The organism is Streptomyces sp. NPDC001507 (genome assembly GCF_042894765.1).
In the GTDB taxonomy this organism is placed as follows: domain Bacteria; phylum Actinomycetota; class Actinomycetes; order Streptomycetales; family Streptomycetaceae; genus Streptomyces.
Genome location: NZ_JBIAVV010000009.1, coordinates 397458 through 416707 on the forward strand (window position 1 = coordinate 397458; position 19250 = coordinate 416707).

General features: G+C 72.2%; 16 protein-coding genes. 10 read left to right on the top strand and 6 right to left on the bottom strand.

Annotation, left to right across the window (positions count from 1 at the left end; all coding sequences use genetic code 11):
* Window positions 1-45: 45 nt before the first annotated feature.
* From ACFY0K_RS29305 to ACFY0K_RS29315, 3 genes are all read left to right on the top strand, one after another.
* Window positions 46-921 carry a serine/threonine-protein kinase gene (locus ACFY0K_RS29305; protein ID WP_390642323.1) on the top strand — a complete coding sequence of 292 codons (876 nt, stop codon included), beginning with the start codon at window positions 46-48 and terminating at the stop codon, window positions 919-921.
* 136 nt (window positions 922-1057) lie between these two features.
* Window positions 1058-2683, top strand: coding sequence for a succinic semialdehyde dehydrogenase (locus ACFY0K_RS29310; RefSeq protein WP_390642324.1), 1626 nt, complete (start codon window positions 1058-1060; stop codon window positions 2681-2683).
* Window positions 2684-2760: 77 nt separating this feature from the next.
* Window positions 2761-4536 carry a GMC family oxidoreductase N-terminal domain-containing protein gene (locus tag ACFY0K_RS29315; protein WP_390642325.1) on the top strand — a complete coding sequence of 592 codons (1776 nt, stop codon included), beginning with the start codon at window positions 2761-2763 and terminating at the stop codon, window positions 4534-4536.
* A gap of 128 nt (window positions 4537-4664) precedes the next feature.
* On the opposite strand, the gene ACFY0K_RS29320 is transcribed toward ACFY0K_RS29315, so the two are convergent.
* On the bottom strand, window positions 4665-5699 hold the full coding sequence (locus tag ACFY0K_RS29320) for an LAETG motif-containing sortase-dependent surface protein (protein ID WP_390642326.1): 1035 nt from the start codon (window positions 5697-5699) through the stop codon (window positions 4665-4667).
* Window positions 5700-5904: 205 nt separating this feature from the next.
* On the opposite strand from ACFY0K_RS29320, the gene ACFY0K_RS29325 reads away from it, so the two are divergent.
* Window positions 5905-7059, top strand: coding sequence for a hypothetical protein (locus ACFY0K_RS29325; RefSeq protein ID WP_390642327.1), 1155 nt, complete (start codon window positions 5905-5907; stop codon window positions 7057-7059).
* Window positions 7060-7657: 598 nt separating this feature from the next.
* On the opposite strand, the gene ACFY0K_RS29330 is transcribed toward ACFY0K_RS29325, so the two are convergent.
* Window positions 7658-7939: a chorismate mutase gene (locus ACFY0K_RS29330; protein WP_390642419.1), complete on the bottom strand. Its 282-nt coding sequence runs from the start codon at window positions 7937-7939 to the stop codon at window positions 7658-7660.
* 346 nt (window positions 7940-8285) lie between these two features.
* On the opposite strand from ACFY0K_RS29330, the gene guaA reads away from it, so the two are divergent.
* Window positions 8286-9866: a glutamine-hydrolyzing GMP synthase gene (guaA, locus tag ACFY0K_RS29335; protein WP_390642328.1), complete on the top strand. Its 1581-nt coding sequence runs from the start codon at window positions 8286-8288 to the stop codon at window positions 9864-9866.
* Window positions 9867-10059: 193 nt separating this feature from the next.
* Window positions 10060-10854 carry a class II aldolase/adducin family protein gene (locus ACFY0K_RS29340; RefSeq protein ID WP_093499577.1) on the top strand — a complete coding sequence of 265 codons (795 nt, stop codon included), beginning with the start codon at window positions 10060-10062 and terminating at the stop codon, window positions 10852-10854.
* Window positions 10855-10984: 130 nt separating this feature from the next.
* On the opposite strand, the gene ACFY0K_RS29345 is transcribed toward ACFY0K_RS29340, so the two are convergent.
* Entirely contained in the window at window positions 10985-11872 is an 888-nt protein-coding gene (locus ACFY0K_RS29345) for a DUF4429 domain-containing protein (protein ID WP_390642329.1), read from the bottom strand.
* A gap of 188 nt (window positions 11873-12060) precedes the next feature.
* Between ACFY0K_RS29345 and ACFY0K_RS29350 the strand changes: the two genes are divergently transcribed.
* Window positions 12061-13338, top strand: a complete 1278-nt coding sequence (locus ACFY0K_RS29350; RefSeq protein WP_390642330.1) for a hypothetical protein — start codon at window positions 12061-12063, stop codon at window positions 13336-13338.
* A 202-nt stretch (window positions 13339-13540) separates the two neighbouring features.
* Window positions 13541-14080 carry a DoxX family protein gene (locus ACFY0K_RS29355; protein WP_352361736.1) on the top strand — a complete coding sequence of 180 codons (540 nt, stop codon included), beginning with the start codon at window positions 13541-13543 and terminating at the stop codon, window positions 14078-14080.
* Window positions 14081-14093: 13 nt separating this feature from the next.
* Here the strand turns inward: ACFY0K_RS29355 and ACFY0K_RS29360 are convergent, their stop codons facing one another.
* On the bottom strand, window positions 14094-14303 hold the full coding sequence (locus ACFY0K_RS29360) for a hypothetical protein (RefSeq protein ID WP_390642331.1): 210 nt from the start codon (window positions 14301-14303) through the stop codon (window positions 14094-14096).
* The gene (locus tag ACFY0K_RS29365) at window positions 14290-15714 is read right to left on the bottom strand and encodes a PspC domain-containing protein (protein WP_390642332.1); all 1425 of its coding nucleotides are present in this window, start codon (window positions 15712-15714) and stop codon (window positions 14290-14292) included. The genes ACFY0K_RS29360 and ACFY0K_RS29365 overlap by 14 nt, the downstream gene beginning before the upstream one ends.
* 199 nt (window positions 15715-15913) lie before the next feature.
* On the opposite strand from ACFY0K_RS29365, the gene ACFY0K_RS29370 reads away from it, so the two are divergent.
* Both ACFY0K_RS29370 and ACFY0K_RS29375 read left to right on the top strand, forming a co-directional pair.
* Window positions 15914-17206, top strand: coding sequence for a PspC domain-containing protein (locus ACFY0K_RS29370; protein WP_390642333.1), 1293 nt, complete (start codon window positions 15914-15916; stop codon window positions 17204-17206).
* The gene (locus ACFY0K_RS29375; RefSeq protein WP_390642334.1) at window positions 17203-17916 is read left to right on the top strand and encodes a LuxR C-terminal-related transcriptional regulator; all 714 of its coding nucleotides are present in this window, start codon (window positions 17203-17205) and stop codon (window positions 17914-17916) included. Before ACFY0K_RS29370 ends, ACFY0K_RS29375 begins: the two co-directional genes overlap by 4 nt.
* A gap of 17 nt (window positions 17917-17933) precedes the next feature.
* Here ACFY0K_RS29375 and ACFY0K_RS29380 read toward each other — a convergent pair whose 3' ends face one another.
* The gene (locus ACFY0K_RS29380; protein WP_390642335.1) at window positions 17934-18992 is read right to left on the bottom strand and encodes an NlpC/P60 family protein; all 1059 of its coding nucleotides are present in this window, start codon (window positions 18990-18992) and stop codon (window positions 17934-17936) included.
* Window positions 18993-19250: the final 258 nt, after the last annotated feature.

Here is a 19250-nt window from a genome sequence, read left to right on the forward strand (position 1 = left end):
CGCGTCGCTTCGACAACGGCATGGTGCGCACGGTACTCATGTGCCATGAGCGAAGACGGCGAACTGCCGGTCGAGGGACGGCTGATCGGTGGGCGTTACCGGCTCGCCGGGCGCATCGGGTCCGGGCCGGCCGGGACCGTGTGGCGGGCCCGGGACGAGCAGGACGGGCGGGACGTCGCCGTCAAGGAGCCGCACCTGGCCGGAGAGCCGGACGACGAGGAACGGCAGCGCGCCGCGCACCGGTTGCTGCATGAGGCCCGGGCCGCCGCCCGCGTCGACCACCCGGCCGCCGTCGGCATTCACGACGTACTGCTCGATGACGAACTTCCCTGGGTCGTCATGGAGTTGGTGCAAGGGGACTCGCTGCACGCCGCCCTCGCCGCCCGGGGGCCGCTGCCGGCCGCCGAGGCCGCCCGGATCGGGCTCGGCGTCCTCGGGGCGCTGCACGCCGCCCATTGTGTGGGCATCGTGCACCGCGACCTCAAGCCGTCCAACGTCCTGCTCGAAGCGGGCGGCGAACGCGTCGTCGTCACCGACTTCGGTATCGGCGGGGGACAGGGGTGCGGCCCCTTCGACGCCCCCGAGTGCGGTGCGGGGCGGGGCGTCGCCGGGCCCGCCTCCGATCTGTGGTCCCTGGGTGCGTTGCTCCGGGCGGCCGTGGGGAGTGCGCAGGGGCCCCTCGGACCGCTGCTCGACAAGCTCCTCGCCGCAGAGCCCGAGGCCCGGCCGACGGCCACCGGCGCCGCCGAGGTGCTCGCCGGGATCGCCGGAGTCAACCTTCCGGCGTGGGTGACCGAGCCCGCCGCACCGCCACCGGTCCACCCACCCGTCCCACCGGCCCCGGCGGCCCCCGAACCTCGCCGCCTCACCCCCCTCACCGCCCTCGGCCTCCTCCTCGCCAAAAAACCGGAGCGCGGCTGATCGTCCGCACCCGAGGGCGCCGAGGCCGCTGATCAGCGCATTCCCTGCCAGTGATCACTGGCGTGGTGTGTGCACTCCGTGAAACCGGGTTACCCACGGGTACCCAAAGGGCCCGCGCCCGAATACCCTGCGGCTCATGACGGACTCGCAGGCCCCGGCCCACGCACCGGCCCCCACCGGCACGAACCCGCTCGCCCCCGCGCCCGCAGGGGCCCGAACCGCCGCCGACGTGGTCACGCCCGAGCTGGTCGCCCAGCTGACCAAGGGTGTCGTCGGCTCCGGACGTACGGCCAACCACACGCCCTTCACCGGCGAGAAGCTGGCCGACCTGCCCGAGTCCACCCCCGAGGACGTGGCCAAGGCCTTCGACGCGGCCCGTGCCGCGCAGGCCGTGTGGGCGAAGGTGCCGGTACGGCAGCGCGCCGCGGTGCTGCTCCGCTTCCACGACCTGGTCCTCGCCCGCCAGGCCGAGGTCCTCGACCTCATCCAGCTGGAGACCGGCAAGGCCCGCCTGCACGCCCACGAGGAGGTGCAGGCCGTCGCCGTCGCCGCCCGGCACTACGGCCGCAAGGCCCCCGCCTACCTCCGCCCCAAGCGGCACGCGGGCGCCATGCCCACCCTCACCAAGGTGACCGAGCTCCGCCACCCACGGGGCGTGGTGGGCCAGATCGCCCCCTGGAACTACCCCCTCGAACTCTCCGTCGGCGACGCGCTGCCCGCCTTCGCCGCGGGCAACGCGGTCGTCATGAAGCCGGACACCGAGACCTGCCTGACCGCCCTGTGGGCCCGTGACCTCCTCATCGAGGCAGGCCTGCCCGCCGACGTCTTCCAGGTCGTCCTCGGCGAGGGCCCGGTCGTCGGCCCCGAGGTCGTCCGGCACGCCGACTACGTCTCCTTCACCGGCTCCACCCGAACCGGGCGCGAGGTCGCGCAGGGCGCGGCGGCCCGCCTGGTCGGCGTCTCCCTCGAACTCGGCGGCAAGAACGCCATGCTCGTCCTCGACGACGCCGACATCGAGAAGGCGGCCGCCGGCGCGGTCCGCGCGTGCTTCTCCTCGGCCGGCCAGCTGTGCATCTCCATCGAGCGGCTGTACGTCCACGAGTCGATCGCCGACGCCTTCGTGGAGCGCTTCGCCGCCCGTACGAAGGCCATGCGGCTCGGCCGGTCCCTCGCCTACGGCGCCGATATGGGGTCCCTGGTCGGGGAACGGCAGCTGGAGACCGTCACCCGGCACGTCGACGAGGCCGTCGAGAAGGGCGCGACCGTCGTCGCCGGCGGCACCGCCCGCCCGGACATCGGCCCCTACTTCTACGAGCCCACCATCCTCGACGGCGTCGAGGACGCGATGGCCGTCTGCACCGAGGAGACCTTCGGCCCGGTCGTCTCCATCTACCGCTTCAAGACGGAGGACGAGGCCGTCGAGCACGCCAACGGCACGCCGTACGGCCTCAATTCGTCCGTCTGGACGAAGAACGGCAGCCGGGGCCGTGCGGTCGCGGCGCGACTGCGCACGGGAACCGTCAACGTCAACGAGGGCTACGCCCCCGCCTACGGCAGCGTCCAGTCCCCGATGGGCGGCATGAAGGACTCGGGCCTCGGCCGCCGGCACGGCTCGGAGGGCATCCTCAAGTACACGGAGGCGCAGACGGTCGCGCAGCAGAGGCTTCTCCCCATGGCCCCTTCACTGGGCATGGACGACGAGAAGTACGCCGCCTTCATGTCCACCAGTCTCCGGGTGATGAAGGCACTGAGGCTGCGTTGACGCGCCCCTTTGGGGGCGCGGGGAACTGCGTGATCAACCACAGACGGCCCGCACGCGATACTCAACGAGGAGCACCCGTGCCCCAGGACACCTACGACTACGACGTCATCGTCGTCGGCTCCGGCTTCGGCGGTTCCGTCACCGCCCTCCGCCTCACCGAGAAGGGCTACCGCGTCGGCGTCCTGGAAGCCGGCCGTCGTTTCACCCGCGAAACCCTCCCCAAGAACTCCTGGGACATCAAGAACTACCTCTGGGCCCCGCAGCTCGGCTGCTACGGCATCCAGCGCATCCACCTCCTCGGCAACGTCATGGTCCTGGCCGGCGCGGGCGTCGGCGGCGGCTCGCTGAACTACGCCAACACCCTCTACGTCCCGCCCAAGCCCTTCTTCGACGACCCCCAGTGGCGGGACATCACGGACTGGCAGGAGGAGCTGAAGCCGTACTACGACCAGGCCCAGCGCATGCTCGGCGTACGGCTCAACCCGACGATGACCCCGTCCGACGTGCACCTGAAGGCGGCGGCGCAGAAGATGGGCGTCGGCGACACCTTCCACCTCGCCCCGGTCGGCGTCTTCTTCGGCGACGGCAAGGACGCCGACGGCGAGGCGAAGGCGGCACCCGGCGACCAGGTCGCCGACCCCTACTTCGGCGGCGCGGGCCCCGCCCGCAACGCCTGCACCGAGTGCGGCGAGTGCATGACCGGCTGCCGGCACGGGGCGAAGAACACCCTCAACGAGAACTACCTCCACCTCGCCGAACGGGCCGGCGCGGTCGTCCACCCCATGACCACCGTCGTCTCCGTCACCGACGACTCCCAGGGCGGCTACGCGATCGCCACCCTCCCCACCGACGACCGGAAGGCGCAGGGCCGGACCTTCAAGGCCCGCCGGGTCGTCATCGCCGCCGGCACCTACGGCACCCAGACCCTCCTGCACCGCATGAAGGCCGGCGGGCAGCTGCCGTACCTCTCCGACCGCCTCGGCGACCTCACCCGCACCAACTCCGAGGCCCTGGTCGGCGCCCAGACGGACGACCGGCGCTACCGCAGGGCACACGGCACCCCGAAGGCCGACTTCACCAAGGGCGTCGCGATCACCTCGTCCATCCACCCGGACGAGAACACGCACATCGAGCCGGTCCGCTACGGCAAGGGCTCCAACGCGATGGGCGGCCTGTCGATCCTCCAGGTGCCGTACGCGGAGGGCTCCTCCCGCGTCCTCGGCTGGCTGGCGAACGCGGCCCGCCACCCCCTCCTCGTGCTGCGCTCGCTCTCCAACCGGCGCTGGTCGGAGCGGACCATCATCGGCCTGGTCATGCAGTCGCTGGACAACTCCCTGACGACGTACCTGAAACCGGACGGCGTGGGCAAGGGCCTGCTCACCGCCCGGCAGGGCCACGGCGCCCCCAACCCCAAGCAGATCAGGGCCGCGTCGGAGGCGGCGACCGTGCTCGCCGAGGAGATCAACGGCTTCGCCGGCAGCAACGTCGGCGAGCTGATGGGCACCCCGCTCACCGCCCACTTCCTCGGCGGCTGCCCCATCGGCGACTCGCGCGAGACCGGGGTCATCGACCCGTACCACCGGCTCTACGGCCACCCGGGCATCTCGGTCGTGGACGGCGCCGCCGTCTCGGCCAACCTGGGCGTGAACCCGTCCCTCACCATCACCGCGCAGGCCGAGCGGGCGATGTCCTACTGGCCCAACAAGGGCGAGACGGACCCGCGGCCCCGGCAGGGCGAGCCGTACCAGCGCCTGCAGGCGGTGGAGCCGCAGCGCCCGGCGGTCCCGGCCGAGGCCTTCGGCGCGCTGCGGCTGCCGTTCCTCGGCATCCCGGCCGTACCGCAGAAGGAGTAGCCGCAGGGAGAAGCGGTCGGAGGAAGAAGTGGCCGGACACCGAAGAGGGACCTGTGCCCCCCTCCGAGCTCAGGTCCCTCTTCGATCGGTGCGCGGCCGCCGCCGTACGACGGTCCGCGCGACCTTGCCTATGAGTCCGCGCCGGTCCTGCGCCGCCGTACCAGGACCACCGCGCCGGCGCCGACCACGACGGCGACTCCGCCTACCAGGCCGATGACCGGCAGCGCCGAACTGGAGCCGGTCTCGGCGAGGTTGCCGGTCGGCAGGTCGGAGACGTCGCCCTGGGGCTTCTTCACGGAGTCCTTGCCGCCGTCGTCGCCCGGCGTGGCCGTACCCGGATCCGGGTTGGACGAGCCGGCCTTGAGGACCGTGAAGTCGTACTGGGCCCAGCCCTCGGCGATGCAGTCCTGGCCCTCGACCTTGTCGAGGTAGGCGCCGGAGCCGAAGGAGTAGGCGTCACCGGCGGGTGCCTTGGCGTCGACGGAGACGCGCAGGTCGACCGACTTGCTCGCGCCCGCCTTCAGCTTCGGCACGTAGAAGAAGTAGTCGCCGGCCCAGTCGTCGTCGCCGATCCGGTCCCAGGAGCCGGTGTCGGGGTTCTTGAACTCCAGGTCGACGTACGGGCTCAGGTACTTGGACTCGTCGAGCTCGTAGTTCTCGATCTCGGCGTAGAAGGCGACGCCCTCGACGTCCGCTCCGGAGTCGTTGGTCACGACCAGCTTGAAGCCGTGGAAGCCGTCGCCCGCGACGATCTTGCCGGGCAGGCCCTTGATGTCGGCGGACACCTTGGCGTCGCTGAAGTCCTGGTCGAGGTCCTCGCAGTAGGGCACGTCCGGGTCGGTCGGGTCCTCGCTGGGCTCCGCCGACTGGGACGGCCGGGCGGAGGAGGACGCCGGTGCCGACGCGCTCGCGCTGCCGCTGGGGGAGCCGGAGGGCGACGCGGACCCGGACGCCGAGGCGGTGTCGCTCGGCGAGGCCGAGCCGGAGTCCGACGGGGAGGCGGACGACGTGTCGCCGGGGGTCGCGCCCGGCGCGCTCTCCGACGCGGGCGTCGACGGCGACTCCTCCGCGAACGCGGCCGGCGCGGACAGCAGGGCGACCGGCGCGATGACAGCCGCTGCCGCCGCCGTTGCCATGATCCGGCGGAATTGCAGAAGTTCCATGGGGACCCCCGTGCGTCAGCTGCGGCGGACGGATGTCACCGCTGGTTCCGCAGATGTGACCGGTGAGTCGTGTGAATGGTTGCCTCCACATTCACAGAACCCTTATGTGAGGTGGGTCACTTGCCTGTCGGACTACTGGAGGACATGGACGCGGCGGTTTCCAAGGCTATTCTCGCCCCGTCGAACGGCCGAGCGAGAGAGTGTCATGTCTGACAGACGGTCCGAAGAATCGTCGGGGGACGAGCCGTCGTCCTCCTCCATATCCGACGAGGTGTGGGAGCAGTTCCTCCAGGACACCGAACGGGACATCCGCAAGTCCGCCCCCAAGGAGCCGTCCGCCCGGACCCGTGAGGTGTCCGAGCGGCTCAAGGGGCAGCAGGGGCAGCCCGAGGGCTGGCGGACCGGGCCGGCCTGGCAGGAGATGAACGGGCGGGCCGCCCGGCGCCGCAGGACCTGGGCGGTCATCGGCGTTCCGCTGGCGATCGCCGTGGCCGTCGTGGCGATGCGGCCGTCCCTGATTCCGGGCGACCCCTTCGGTTCGCCCGCCGGCACGGACAGCGCCACCACGCAGCTGCCCGCCGAGACCGCCACCCCGACCGCCCCGCCCTCCGCGGTCGCCCCCGACACCCCCACACTCGCCCACCCGTTCGCCGGTTCCCCGGCGCTGCGCTGGGCCGACGGCGCGGCCGGCATCGTGCTGCCGAAGGCCACCGCGCTCGGCGCGATCCCGAAGGACCGCGTCGAACTCGCCCTCCAGCAGACCCGGAAGCTGCTGGTCGACGCCAACCTGAACCCCGACGTCATGGCCGGCGGCACCCCTGCTGCGGCCCTCTCGGTGCTCGACCCCAAGCAGCCCGGCGTGCTCGACAACCTCAAGAGCTCGCTGCGCAGCCCCAGCAAGATCCACGATCCGCTGTTCCTCTTCAGCCGCTTCGACCCGAAGGACGTGAAGCCGGCCGGGAAGATCGTCAAGGTGCGCGGCCGGATCACCTTCGCCAAGGGCAAGTACCAGGGCGTGGCCGTGCACGCCGACTACACCTTCGTCTACCCGGTCGTCCGCGCCGCCGCCACCACCGACGGCTCCACCGAGGTCACCCGCACGATCGTGCGCCGCGTCATCGACACCGAACTCTCCGACCCCACGCGCTACCGGGTCACCCCCGGCCGCCTGACCCTCCTCCGCTACGACGAGGACGCCGGCAACACGGCCTGCGGCACCGACGACGGCTATCTGCACCCGCAGTTCCCGTCCCAGGCCCCGACCGGCAGCGCCGCCCCGACCGGCCCGTCCGTCGACCCGTACGACCGCAGCCGCGACATCGGCAAGGAGGAGGCCTGCGGCACCGTGAGCCGGACCTAGCCCGCAGACAGGCGAAGGGCCCCGCGGAACGGAGCCGCGGGGCCCTTCTTTCGTCAGCACCGACGTCAGGGCAGCGTCGGTGCCTGGGAGCGGCGCCGGGGGGTTGCGCCGCTGGTCTCTGTGCCCTGTACCACCGTCCGTGCCCCGGGTCGGCGCCCCGGCGCGCTCGGGGTGTACGGCAGGTCTCGACCTTTGGCGGACGGTCGGTACACGGCAATTCCGTTGCCTGAACTGGGACTTGGGAACTCCGAAGGCTTTGCGGGCCTTCTACGCATCGTGCTGGATGTACGCGGCCTCCGCAACCGTTTGACCCAGACCTTGTGCATTTTTGCAATTTTCCGCCGGTCGGCCCCGGGCGTCCCCGGAGCCGGCCGTCTCTTGGGTGACCGGGCTGCTGTCCCCTGCCGTCCGGTCACTTGACTGGAACGAGGTCCCACGGCGCACAGCACGTTCCGTACGCCTCATCGCTCCAGCGAAGCCACGCGTGGTTCTTTCGGGCCCGCCCCTGGCTGACACGGACACCCCACCAACGAAGCGGTTCGCGGGCCGGTCACGCGCCGTACGGGTGAGAAGAGTCCCGAACTCAGGTCCGCCCGACTCAGATGCGACCCCGGCACAGTTCCAGGAGCGTCATGGCCAGGGCGGTGCCGGGCCGGCCGAGGGCCGAGCTGTAGTGGCCGAGGATCTCCATCTCCCGGGAGAGGTTCACCCGGCGGCCGCCGGAGGTGATCCGCGCCTCCTGGACGACGGCGGAGACGGCCATCCGTTCCTGGATCAGACCGATGATCCGGTCGTCGAGCGCGTCGATGCGCTCCCGCGCACCGGTGATCACCTCGGCGGCCTCGTGGGTACGGGCACCGGTCGCGTCGATCGCGTTCATCGGGGGCATGGGGGTCGTGGGGGTCGTCGTGGGGGTCATGGGGCTCATGGGGGGCTCCTCGTCTTTCCTTGCCGGAAGGGATGCGAGCGGTGCCCCGGAGCGACCGGATCCGGAGAAACAGCAGGCGCCCCGGACCTTGTCGGCCCGGGGCGCCTGGGGAAGTCGCTTGTCAGTTGCTCAAGCAGCACGACCATGGCAGCCGGTGGGCCGGTTGCCATAGGTAAAGAGGAAGGTCGTCTGCGTGAGCATGGGGCGAGTATGCCACAGCACTACGGCGAGGTGCCCCGCGCCCACCCCGTTAGAATCGGTAACCACAGACCCCCGCCCGACCGCCGGAAGGCACCCCGTGTCATCAGCGACTCCCGCTGCCGCCGCTCCCGACACCGTCCTGGTCGTCGACTTCGGCGCGCAGTACGCCCAGCTCATCGCCCGCCGCGTCCGCGAGGCCCGGGTCTACAGCGAGATCGTGCCCAGCACCATGCCGGTCGCCGAGATGCTCGCCAGGAACCCGGCGGCGATCATCCTCTCCGGCGGCCCCTCGTCCGTGTACGAGGAGGGCGCCCCCCGCCTGGACCGCGAGCTCTTCGAGGCCGGCGTCCCGGTGTTCGGCATGTGCTACGGCTTCCAGCTGATGGCGCAGGTCCTCGGCGGCACCGTCGACAACACCGGCGCCCGCGAGTACGGCCGCACCGACCTGCACGTCTCCAAGACGGCCTCCACCCTGTTCGAGGGCACGCCCGCCGAGCAGCACGTGTGGATGTCGCACGGCGACGCCTGCTCCGCCGCCCCCGAGGGCTTCACCGTCAGCGCGTCCACGGACGTCGTCCCGGTCGCCGCCTTCGAGAACGACGAGAAGAAGCTCTACGGCGTCCAGTACCACCCCGAGGTCATGCACTCCACGCACGGCCAGCAGGTCCTGGAGCACTTCCTCTACCGCGGCGCGGGCCTCAAGCCCACCTGGACCACCGGCAACGTGATCGACGAGCAGGTCGCCGCGATCCGCGAGCTGGTCGGCGACAAGCGCGCCATCTGCGGCCTGTCCGGCGGCGTCGACTCGGCGGTGGCCGCGGCCCTCGTCCAGAAGGCCATCGGCTCCCAGCTGACCTGCGTGTACGTCGACCACGGCCTGATGCGCAAGGGCGAGACCGAGCAGGTCGAGAAGGACTTCGTCGCCGCGACCGGCGTCCAGCTGAAGGTCGTCGACGCTCAGGCCCGCTTCCTCGACGCCCTCGCCGGCGTCTCCGACCCGGAGCAGAAGCGGAAGATCATCGGCCGCGAGTTCATCCGGGTCTTCGAGCAGGCCCAGGCCGAGATCATCGCCGACGCCGGTCCGGCCGTGGAGTTCCTGGTCCAGGGCACCCTCTACCCGGACGTCGTGGAGTCCGGCGGCGGCACCGGCACCGCGAACATCAAGTCGCACCACAACGTCGGCGGCCTCCCCGAGGACCTGGAGTTCAAGCTCGTCGAGCCGCTCCGCAAGCTCTTCAAGGACGAGGTCCGCATGGTCGGCCAGGAGCTCGGCCTGCCGGAGGAGATCGTCCAGCGCCAGCCCTTCCCGGGCCCGGGTCTCGGCATCCGGATCGTCGGCGATGTCACCAAGGAGCGCCTGGACCTGCTCCGCGAGGCGGACGCGATCGCCCGTGAGGAGCTGACCGCGGCCGGCCTCGACCGGGACATCTGGCAGTGCCCGGTGGTCCTGCTCGCGGACGTCCGCAGCGTCGGCGTCCAGGGCGACGGCCGCACCTACGGCCACCCGATCGTGCTGCGCCCGGTCTCCTCCGAGGACGCCATGACGGCCGACTGGTCCCGCCTGCCGTACGAGGTCCTCGCGAAGATCTCCACCCGGATCACCAACGAGGTCCGTGACGTCAACCGGGTCGTCCTCGACGTCACCTCCAAGCCGCCGGGCACCATCGAGTGGGAGTAGGCCTGGTGAAGAGGTGGTGCGGCTCCGGCCGTGCCACCTCTTCGTCATGTCCGCAGGGGTCACGCGGCTGTCGATTCCCGACATCTTCTGTCGCGATCTGTTCGCGCGCGTCATCTTTACAGAACAGCTCTGTTTTCCTGCGCTGACCGGCGGTAACTTCCGGCCGTAACGCAAACCCAGTGCTGGAGGACCTATGCACGGGCCGACCCCGCCCCTTCCGCTCCCCACCGACCAGCTCCAGTTCGCGATGCCGCCGATGTACGACTCGCTCGACGACGAGCGCCGGCATCGCAAGGAGCGGCTCGCCGGAGCGCTGCGGATCTTCGGCCGGGCCGGGCTGGAGGACGGCGTCTCCGGGCACATCACCGCCCGCGACCCCGAGTACTCGAACTGCTTCTGGGTCAACCCCTTCGGCATGCCGTTCAAGCACGTCACCGTCGGCGACCTGGTCCTGGCGAACGAGGACGGCCAGGTGATCGAGGGCCGCTACCACGTCAACCAGGCCGCCTTCACCGTCCACGCCCAGGTGCACGCGGCCCGACCGGACGTCGTCGCCGTCGCCCACTGCCACTCCGTGCACGGCCGCGCCCTGTCCGCGCTCGGCGACCTGCTCGACCCGATCAGCCAGGAGAGCTGCGCCTTCTACGAGGACCACGCCCTCTACGACGCCTACACCGGCGTCGCCGTCGACGCCGAGGAGGGCCGCCGGATCGCCGCCGCCCTCGGCTCCCGCAAGGCGCTGGTGCTGCGCAACCACGGGTTGCTGACCGTCGGCGACTCGGTGGACGCGGCGGCCTGGTGGTTCCTGTCGATGGAGAAGTCCGCCCAGGTCCAGCTGACCGCCAAGGCGGCCGGCCGGCCACTGCTCATCGACCACAAGCTCGCCGTCGCCACCAGGGAGCAGCTCGGCGGCGACCTGGTGGCCTGGATCAACTACCAGCCCCTGTGGCAGGACATCAGCCGCAGCGAACCGGACCTGCTCAGTTAGGCGCTCCGCTGGGCACCGCCGGAAGTGCCGCGATCTGCCGTCTGCCGTCTGCCGTCTGCCGTCTGCGGCGCCGTCTTGGCTGGTCGCGCAGTTCCCCGCGCCCCTTGCGGGGCGCTGTGGGACCGCCAACTCAGAAGCCCCGCAGCACGGCCGCCTTCGTCGTCGCGAACTCGTCGTCCGTGAGCACTCCGGCCCGGTGCAGCTCGCCCAGCTCCCGGAGCCTGCGCAGCAGGACGTCGTGGTGGTCGGCCGGCTGGCGTGGCACGGTCGCCGGGGGGCGGTCCCGGTCGGCGCACTCCGCGCCCGGCCGGGTCGACGGGTGCGGCAGCCGGGCCGTGACGGCCGCCGCCACCAGCGCCGTCAGCAGGTCGCGGCGGACACTGCCCCACAGGTCCAGGGCGTACGGGTCGCGCTCGGCCGGCAGCTTCGAGAACACCGTCTCCCGGGTCACGAACCGCAGGAAGCCGTCCTCGTAACCGGAGTTGGGCAGCCACTCCACCCGCACCAGATCGCCGACGCCGATGATCCGGGGCCCGGTGGCCCGCTTGACCCGGTCGGAGGTGTCGGCCCAGTCGATGCGCACCTGCGTACCGTCGAACGACACCGTGCCGTCCGAGGACCGCACCGACACCGGCACCGGCGGCCCCGGCAGCAGATAGGTCCGCGCCGGCTCCTTCGGGACCTGGTCCAGCAGCAGTGACCGCCGGATCTCCGCCACGACGTACTCGGCCACCCCCGACCGGTCCCCGTCCACCGCCAGCCGATACGGATCCGCTGCCTCCGGCAACCGCCCGCCCGTCGCCTGCAGCAACGGGTCCGCACCCTCGCGCAGCCGCATCCTCAGCAGCCCCCGTCTGCGCTCCGGCTCGTACGCCACCCCCGCCACCGCCTCCAGGGGGACGGCGATCTCCCCGTAGGTCTGCCGGAACAGCGGCACGGACCGGTGACGTCCCGGCGTGATCCGGACCGTGCCGCCGTCGAAGGCCCAGGTCCCGTCCCGCTGGATGATCTCGGCCATGGGGGAATTCTCGCAGCCGGGTCAACACGTCTGCCGTATCTTCACTCGTCGTGACCGGCCCATTGACCGCGAACAGCGTGGCGTAGGGCACAATTCGCTCTCGACACAAGGGAGTTGCATGACGTCGTCCGGCCCCGGGGAGGGCCCTGCGCGTCGTGCCCCGGGCGTGGGGAAGGCGGGCGTCGGGCGTGGCGGTGCAGGAGGCGAGGCAGGGCGCCGGTTCGGGTGCCCACGGTGGCGGCTGCGCGTGCGGGGACTGCCCGCACGGGGCACGCGAGGGACACCGGCGGGCGGTCGCCGAATTCCTCGTCAAGCGGGAGGAGTTCGCGGCCGGGCAGGGGCTGCCCGCGGCGGTGGCCCACTCGGCCTCCGCCTCCCGCCAGTGGGTCTCCGAGGAACTCGCCCAGTCCGCCGGGGTGGTCGCCGAACGCGGCCGCGCCGAGGGCCAGGCCTGGCTCGCCCGCCTGTGGCTGCGCACCGCGTGCACCGTCTGGGTCGCCGTCGTGATCATGCTCCTCGCCCAGGCCCTCACCGCCATCGGCACGGGCTGGACCAGCGCCCGCACCGCCGGACTGCTCGCCGCCCTGCTCGTGGCCCTCGCCCTCACCGCCGCCTCCTGGTTCCACCGCTCGCGCGGCGGGGTGCTCGCCCCCGTCATCGGCGAGGACAACCGCATGTCCACCTCCCGCACCGTCGCCGCCTCCTGGGTCCTCTTCGTCGCCTACGCCGTCCTCGTCCTGGCCGGCCGCCTGGCCGCCGCCTCCTCTCCCGCCGAGCGTGACGCCCTCATCGCCGGCCTCGACCTCGCCCGCGGCGCCGGGGCGGTCACCGTCCTCGCCGTGGTCTGCGGCATCGCCGTCCTGGTGCGCCGGGTGGTCGGCCTGCGCATCGCCGGCCAGCGCCTGCAGAAGGTGCGCGCCCACCGTCCCCGCGCCGCCGACCTGCTCACCGACGACTCCGGCCGCGGCACCTTCGCCGACATCCAGTACGTCGTCATCAGCGCCGTCGCCCTGCTCTTCGCCGCCGTACGGCTGGCCCGCCGCCCCGACCAGCTCCCCGACCTGCCCTGGGGCCTCGCGACGGTGGTCCTGATCTCCGCCGCGACCTACCTGGCCGGCAAGTACGCCGAGGGCGGCCGCCCGGTGATCCTCTCCGTCGTCCGTGCCCGCGAGGCCGGCGACCTGGACGCCCCGATCCGCACCGGCGACGACATCGAGATCCGCGGCACCGGCTTCGTCCCGCCCGGTGCCCAGACCGCCGACCGCCTCTCCCGCATGGTGGTCCGCATCGGCGCCGTCAACGTCCACGTCCCTCTGGTCCCCGTCACCGGCGGCTTCAGCAATCCCACCGACCACGTCCTCACCGTCCCCGTCCCGGCCGACGTGGAGCCCGGCTCCGTCGAGGTCCAGGTGGTGACGGCGGCCGGAGTCGCGACCAACCGGTGCGTGGTCGAGGTGACGGACTGAGCCGACCGGGCGGCCGAGGCCGGAGCGGAATCCGCCGAGCCCACCACCCGGCCCTTCCTGCCCGCCTTTCTCCACCCTCACGGGTGGGTCGGTCCGGCCGAAATTCGGAAAAACGTCCGGGAGAGGATTGAGCGGGCCGTCATTGTCGTACGTATGGTCTGTTGAGGGGCCCGGGTACTGCGGCGAGAGGCGGCTACTGGCGATGACTCACAGCATTCGTTCGGACACGCACACTCCCTATCTCGACGGCGACCGCGGCCTGCGGGACACCGCCACCCGCTACGCCCTCCTTCCCCTGCGGATCTTCCTGGGCGTCACCTTCATCTACGCCGGCCTGGACAAACTGACCGACAGCGCCTTCCTCAAATCCGGCGGCTCCGGGTCCATCGGCGACACCATGCGCTCAGTCCGCGACTCCGCCGCGATCCCGGCCCTGATCGACCTGGCCCTGAAGAACCCCGTCGGCTTCGGCACCGCGATCGCCATCGGTGAACTCGCCGTCGGCCTCGGCACGCTCTTCGGCCTGCTGGCCCGGCTGGCCGCGCTCGGCGGCGCACTGATCTCGCTCAGCCTCTGGCTGACCATCAGCTGGGCCAACTCCCCGTACTACTACGGCAACGACCTCGCCTACCTGATGGCCTGGCTGCCCCTGGTGCTGGCCGGCGCCCCCTACCTCTCCCTGGACGCGATGCTCCGCGCCCGACGCCGGCACCGCTCGGCACGGGCTTCGCTGGGTCTCTGACCGGCTCCGGCCCCTAGCTCTCCGGTGTGCCGCGGCGCCTGCGTATCGCCCGGGTCAGCGCCGCGGCCACCCCTGCGAGGAAGAGGCCGGCCACCGTCACGGGGATGACCGCGAACCACTCGGTGTCCCACCAGCCGCCCGCGTCACCGGCGTAGGCGACCCCCGCCGCCGTCAGGAAGACACCGACGATCAGCCGTCCGGGCTGGAACTCATGCCGCAGCACGGGTCACCTCCACCTGTCCCGCACCGACCTGGAGATCCAGGTCGAGCGTCCCCGCGTTCTTCGCGCCGCTCGCCGGCGGCAGTGTCACGTCCTTGTGCCTGCCCGGCTCCACGTCCACGTCCTTCTTGTCCTCACCGGGCAACCGGATGTCGCCCACTCCCACGTCGATGCTCATCCGCACCGTCACGTCCGCCGGTACGACGATCTTCAACTGGCCCGCGCCCACCTCGGCGGAGGTCGACACCGTCCGCCCCCGGGCGACGCGTATGTGCGTCAGGTCCAGCGTGGCCACGCCCGTCCCGAGGTCGTACGCCGGTGACACCTCCGCCGTGGTGGCGGGTGTCCAGGACGCCCGTGTCCAGTGGGTGCTGATGTTCGACGGCAGGGCCGTCGCGGCCGCCAGCAGGGCCGCCGTGAGCAGGGCCAGGAACAGCGAGCCGGCCCCCGTGCGTCCCAGGAACGAGCTGAGCGCCGTCCCCAGCCCGAACACGATCAGCGCGCAGGCCAGACCGGCCTGGAGACTGGTGCCCAGGGGGTGCGTGTCCCACGTCAGCCCCGTGCCCAGGCCGCCCGCGACCAGCGCGAACAGGAAGATCCAGCCGCCGATCCAGCGCGGCCCGCGCGGCTTGGGAGGCGGGCTCGGCCGGGTCCGGACGTCCTGGCCGTGGACCCATGGCGTGCTCAGCCGGAAGTCGAGCCCAGGCACCTGCGGGCCGGGAACGTCGGCCGGGCCCCACAGGTAGCCGGTGCCCCCGACATGCGTGCCGTCCTTGACGATCGGGTCCCGCCACCACGAGGGGTAGGAGATCGGGATCGGCGGTGCCTGGGCCTCCGGCGGGGCGTCGGCGACGGCCTGCGCGGACAGCGGGTCGGGATCGGGGGCGCCGCGCCGCCGCGACCAGTATCCGGCGCCGGCCAGCAGCAGGGAGAGGACGACCGCGAACGCCAGCACCTGGCCGTTCCTGATCATCGTCAGCAACACTCCGCAGCCGACCAGCGCGAACAGCACGGCCGCCAGGGCCTGCCCGTCGACCCGGCCGGTCAGCAGCTTGCGGACCTCGTTCTCGTCGTCGTCCTCGTACGGCACGAAAAGCCAGGCGAAGCCGTAGAAGAGGAGACCGATGCCGCCGGTCGCGGCCAGCACGGCCAGGGTGATGCGGAAGATCACCGGGTCCAGGTCGGTGTGGCGTCCGAGCCCCGCGCACACGCCCGCGATCATCTTGTGCCGCCGGTCGCGCCGGAACCGGGCGGAGGCCGCGTCGGCGGCTTCCGCGCCGGTACGGGTCGCGTCGCCTCCCGTCGCGGCCGTATCCGTCGCGGCGGGCGCGGCATCCGACGGCCCGGTGCCCGCTGCGGGCCGCGGGCCGGGGCCGGGTCCCGGACCCGTCGCGGCGTGCTCGTGATCAGTCATGAGTCAATGGTGACGGCCGTGCGGCCGCAGCGGCAGTCGGGATGACCCTGGCCGAACCCTGAGATCTGCCCCGAGGCCGGACCGGGAAGCGTTCGAGCGGCCGGAGGCGAGGACTCCCCGCGGGGGAATCCGAAGATCAGGGGAGTCTCGGGGGTCGACCCTGATGCTCCGCCACCACGGGCGTGTGAACATCGATGGCATGCCGGAAGCCGCAGCAGTGCCACTCGACGACCCGCGGCCGCCGCGCAAGCTCTACCGCAGCAGCGACGGCCGCTGGCTCGGCGGAGTGGCGCGGGGCCTCGCCGGGCATCTCGGCCTGCCCGTCGTCTGGGTACGGCTCGTCTTCGTCGGCCTGTTCATGGCCAACGGGCTCGGCGCGCTGCTGTACGCCGCGTTCTGGTTCTTCGTGCCGCTCGGCGTCGGCGGGGTCGGCGGGCAGAAGCCACCGTCCCTGGTCGCCACCGAGACCTCGGCGGACGGCCGCCGCAGACTCGTCGCCCGCAAGCCCGACAAGGGCCAGATCGTCGCCCTGCTCCTCATGGTCGTCGTGTCCGTGGTGTTCGTGGGCAGCGTCAACCTGACCAGCGGCGCCAAGGCCTATCTTCTTCCCGCCGTCCTGGTCGCGGCCGGTGTCGCCCTGGTCTGGCGCCAGGCCGACAACGCACGCCGGGCCCGCTGGGTCGAGGTCGGCAGCCGGCGCCGCACGCTCAGCCTGCTCCGCGCGGGCGTCGGTGTCCTGCTGGTCACCGCGGGCGTCTCGGGCGTATTCGTCATGCAGGGCTCCGCCGCGCACATCGGCGCGGTGCTCCAGGCGGCCCTCGCCGTGCTCGTCGGCATCACGCTGCTCGCCGGTCCGTACCTGGTCCGGATGACCCAGGACCTCTCCGAGGAGCGGCTCATGCGCATCCGCGCCCAGGAGCGTGCCGAGGTCGCCGCCCATGTCCACGACTCCGTGCTGCACACCCTCACCCTGATCCAGCGCAACGCGGAGAACGCGGGCGAGGTGCGCCGTCTCGCCCGGGCCCAGGAGCGCGACCTGCGCACCTGGCTCTACAAGCCCGAGGGCACCGGCAAGGACGAGGCCGACGAACCCGCCACCCTCGCGGACGCCGTCCGGCGCAACGCGGCGGAGGTGGAGGACAAGCACGGCGTCCCCATCGAGGTCGTCGTGGTCGGGGACTGCCCGCTCGACGAGCGGACGGGCGCGCAGATGCAGGCCGCGCGCGAGGCGATGGTCAACGCGGCCAAGTACGGTGGCGAGGGCGGCGCCGTCCAGGTCTACGCCGAAGTCGAGGGAAGGACGGTCTTCGTGTCCGTCCGCGACCGCGGTCCCGGCTTCGACCTCGACTCGATACCCGCCGACCGCATGGGTGTCAGAGAATCGGTCATCGGCCGCATGGAACGCCACGGCGGCACCGCACGGCTGCGGTCCGTGCCGGGCGGCGGTACGGAGGTCGAGCTGGAGATGGAGAGGGCGGAGAAGACGTCATGAGCGACGCGACCGAGGCGAACGGCCCGGCGGAAGGCGCGGGTCAGCCCGGGCGTCGGGTGCGTGTGGTCCTCGTCGACGACCACCGGATGTTCCGGACGGGCGTCCAGGCCGAGATCGGCCAGACCGAGCAGACCGGCGTCGAGGTGGTCGGCGAGGCGGCCGACGTCGACCAGGCGGTCTCGGTGATCACCGCGACCCGGCCCGAGGTGGTCCTCCTGGACGTGCACCTGCCGGGTGGCGGCGGGGTCGAAGTGCTGCGCCGGTGCGCCCCGTTGATGGCGGACGCCGAGCGGCCGGTGCGTTTCCTCGCGCTGTCCGTGTCGGACGCGGCCGAGGACGTGATCGGCGTGATCCGGGGCGGCGCCCGGGGCTACGTCACCAAGACGATCACCGGCACCGACCTGGTCGACTCGATCTTCCGGGTCCAGGAGGGCGACGCCGTCTTCTCGCCGCGGCTCGCCGGGTTCGTCCTGGACGCCTTCGCCTCCACCGACGCCCCGCCGGTCGACGAGGACCTCGACCGTCTCACCCAGCGCGAGCGCGAGGTCCTGCGCCTCATCGCCCGCGGCTACGCGTACAAGGAGATCGCCAAGCAGCTGTTCATCTCCGTCAAGACGGTCGAGTCCCATGTGTCGGCGGTGCTGCGGAAGCTGCAGCTGTCGAACCGGCACGAGCTGACCCGCTGGGCGACGGCGCGCCGCCTGGTCTGAGGCCCGTGCCCGGCCGCTCAGACGACCCGTGTCGCGCCCGCGAACGGCATCTCGTCGATCGGGGCGATCCGTACCGGCGCCGAGGGGTTGGGCGCGTGGATCATCTGGCCGTTGCCGATGTAGATGCCGACGTGGCTGATGCCCGAGTAGAAGAACACCAGGTCGCCCGGCTGGAGTTCGGAGCGGGAGACGCGTCGGCCGGCGTTGATCTGGGCGTAGGTGGTGCGGGGGATGGAGACTCCGGCGGAGCGGTAGGCGGCCTGGGCGAGTCCTGAGCAGTCGAAGGCGTCGGGGCCGGTCGCGCCCCAGACGTAGGGGCTGCCGAGCTTCGCGTAGGCGTAGGCGACGGCGGCCGCGGCGCGCGAGTCGGTGGCGGCGACGCTGCCGGCGGTCAGCGGGGTGCGGGCGTCCGCCGCGGAGCGTGAGGCGCGTCCGGTGCCGTCGTCCGCCGTGACCGCCGACCGCTGCTGCGGTGACAGCCGGTCCAGCAGCTGTCGCGCCTCGTCCAGTTTGCCGTTGACGGCGGTCTTCTCCCGCTTCAGCTCGGCCAGCCGGGACCGCAGTGCCGCCAGCTCGACATGTGCCGCGCCCCGCAACTGCTCGATGCCCCGCAGCTGTTGCCGTACCCGTGTCACCGCACCGGCCTGCCGGTCACCGGCCCGCTCGGCGATGGCCGCGTCGTCCAGGTACTGGTCGGGATCGCTGGACAGCGCCAGCTGCCAGGCCGGATCGATGCCGCCGTCGCGGTACTGCGCGGCCGCCACGAGACCGAGCGCGTCCCGGGCGGAGTTGAGCTTCTGCTGCGCGCGGGCGGTCTCGTCCTGCAGCGACCGCAGCCGCCGCTGGGCCGTGTCGGCCTTGTCCTTCGCCCCGTCGTACTTCTGGGTGGCCTCCTCGGCCTCCTGGTACAGCCGGTCCACCTTGGCCTTCACCTGGGAAGGTGTCAGCTGCGGCTCGGCGTTTCCGGTCCCCTCGAAGGCCGCCGCGGTGGCCGCGCCCGCCAGGGCGAGGGTGACGGCCGTGCGGGCCGTGTTGCCGCCGAGCGAGCGCTGTCGGGGCTTGCGGTGCGCTGCCACCTGGACTGTCCCGTCCTTTCGTACGACCGCCGTCTCGTCCGCAGGCACGCCAGGGGGAGCGTCCGTACGGCCGCGGGGGAGTGCGGATTGCGCGTCCGGCGGCGGCCCGCACAGGGGACGGGCCGCCGCCGGATCTTCTCGGCGGTGGTGCCCGACTGCCGCCCCTGGCCCGGGCGGCGGTGGGGAGTCGGTCACCTGGGGGAGGACGGTAGGCCCGGGTGTGTCGCCCTGGTAACGCGATGCGCGGAATTGGCGTGA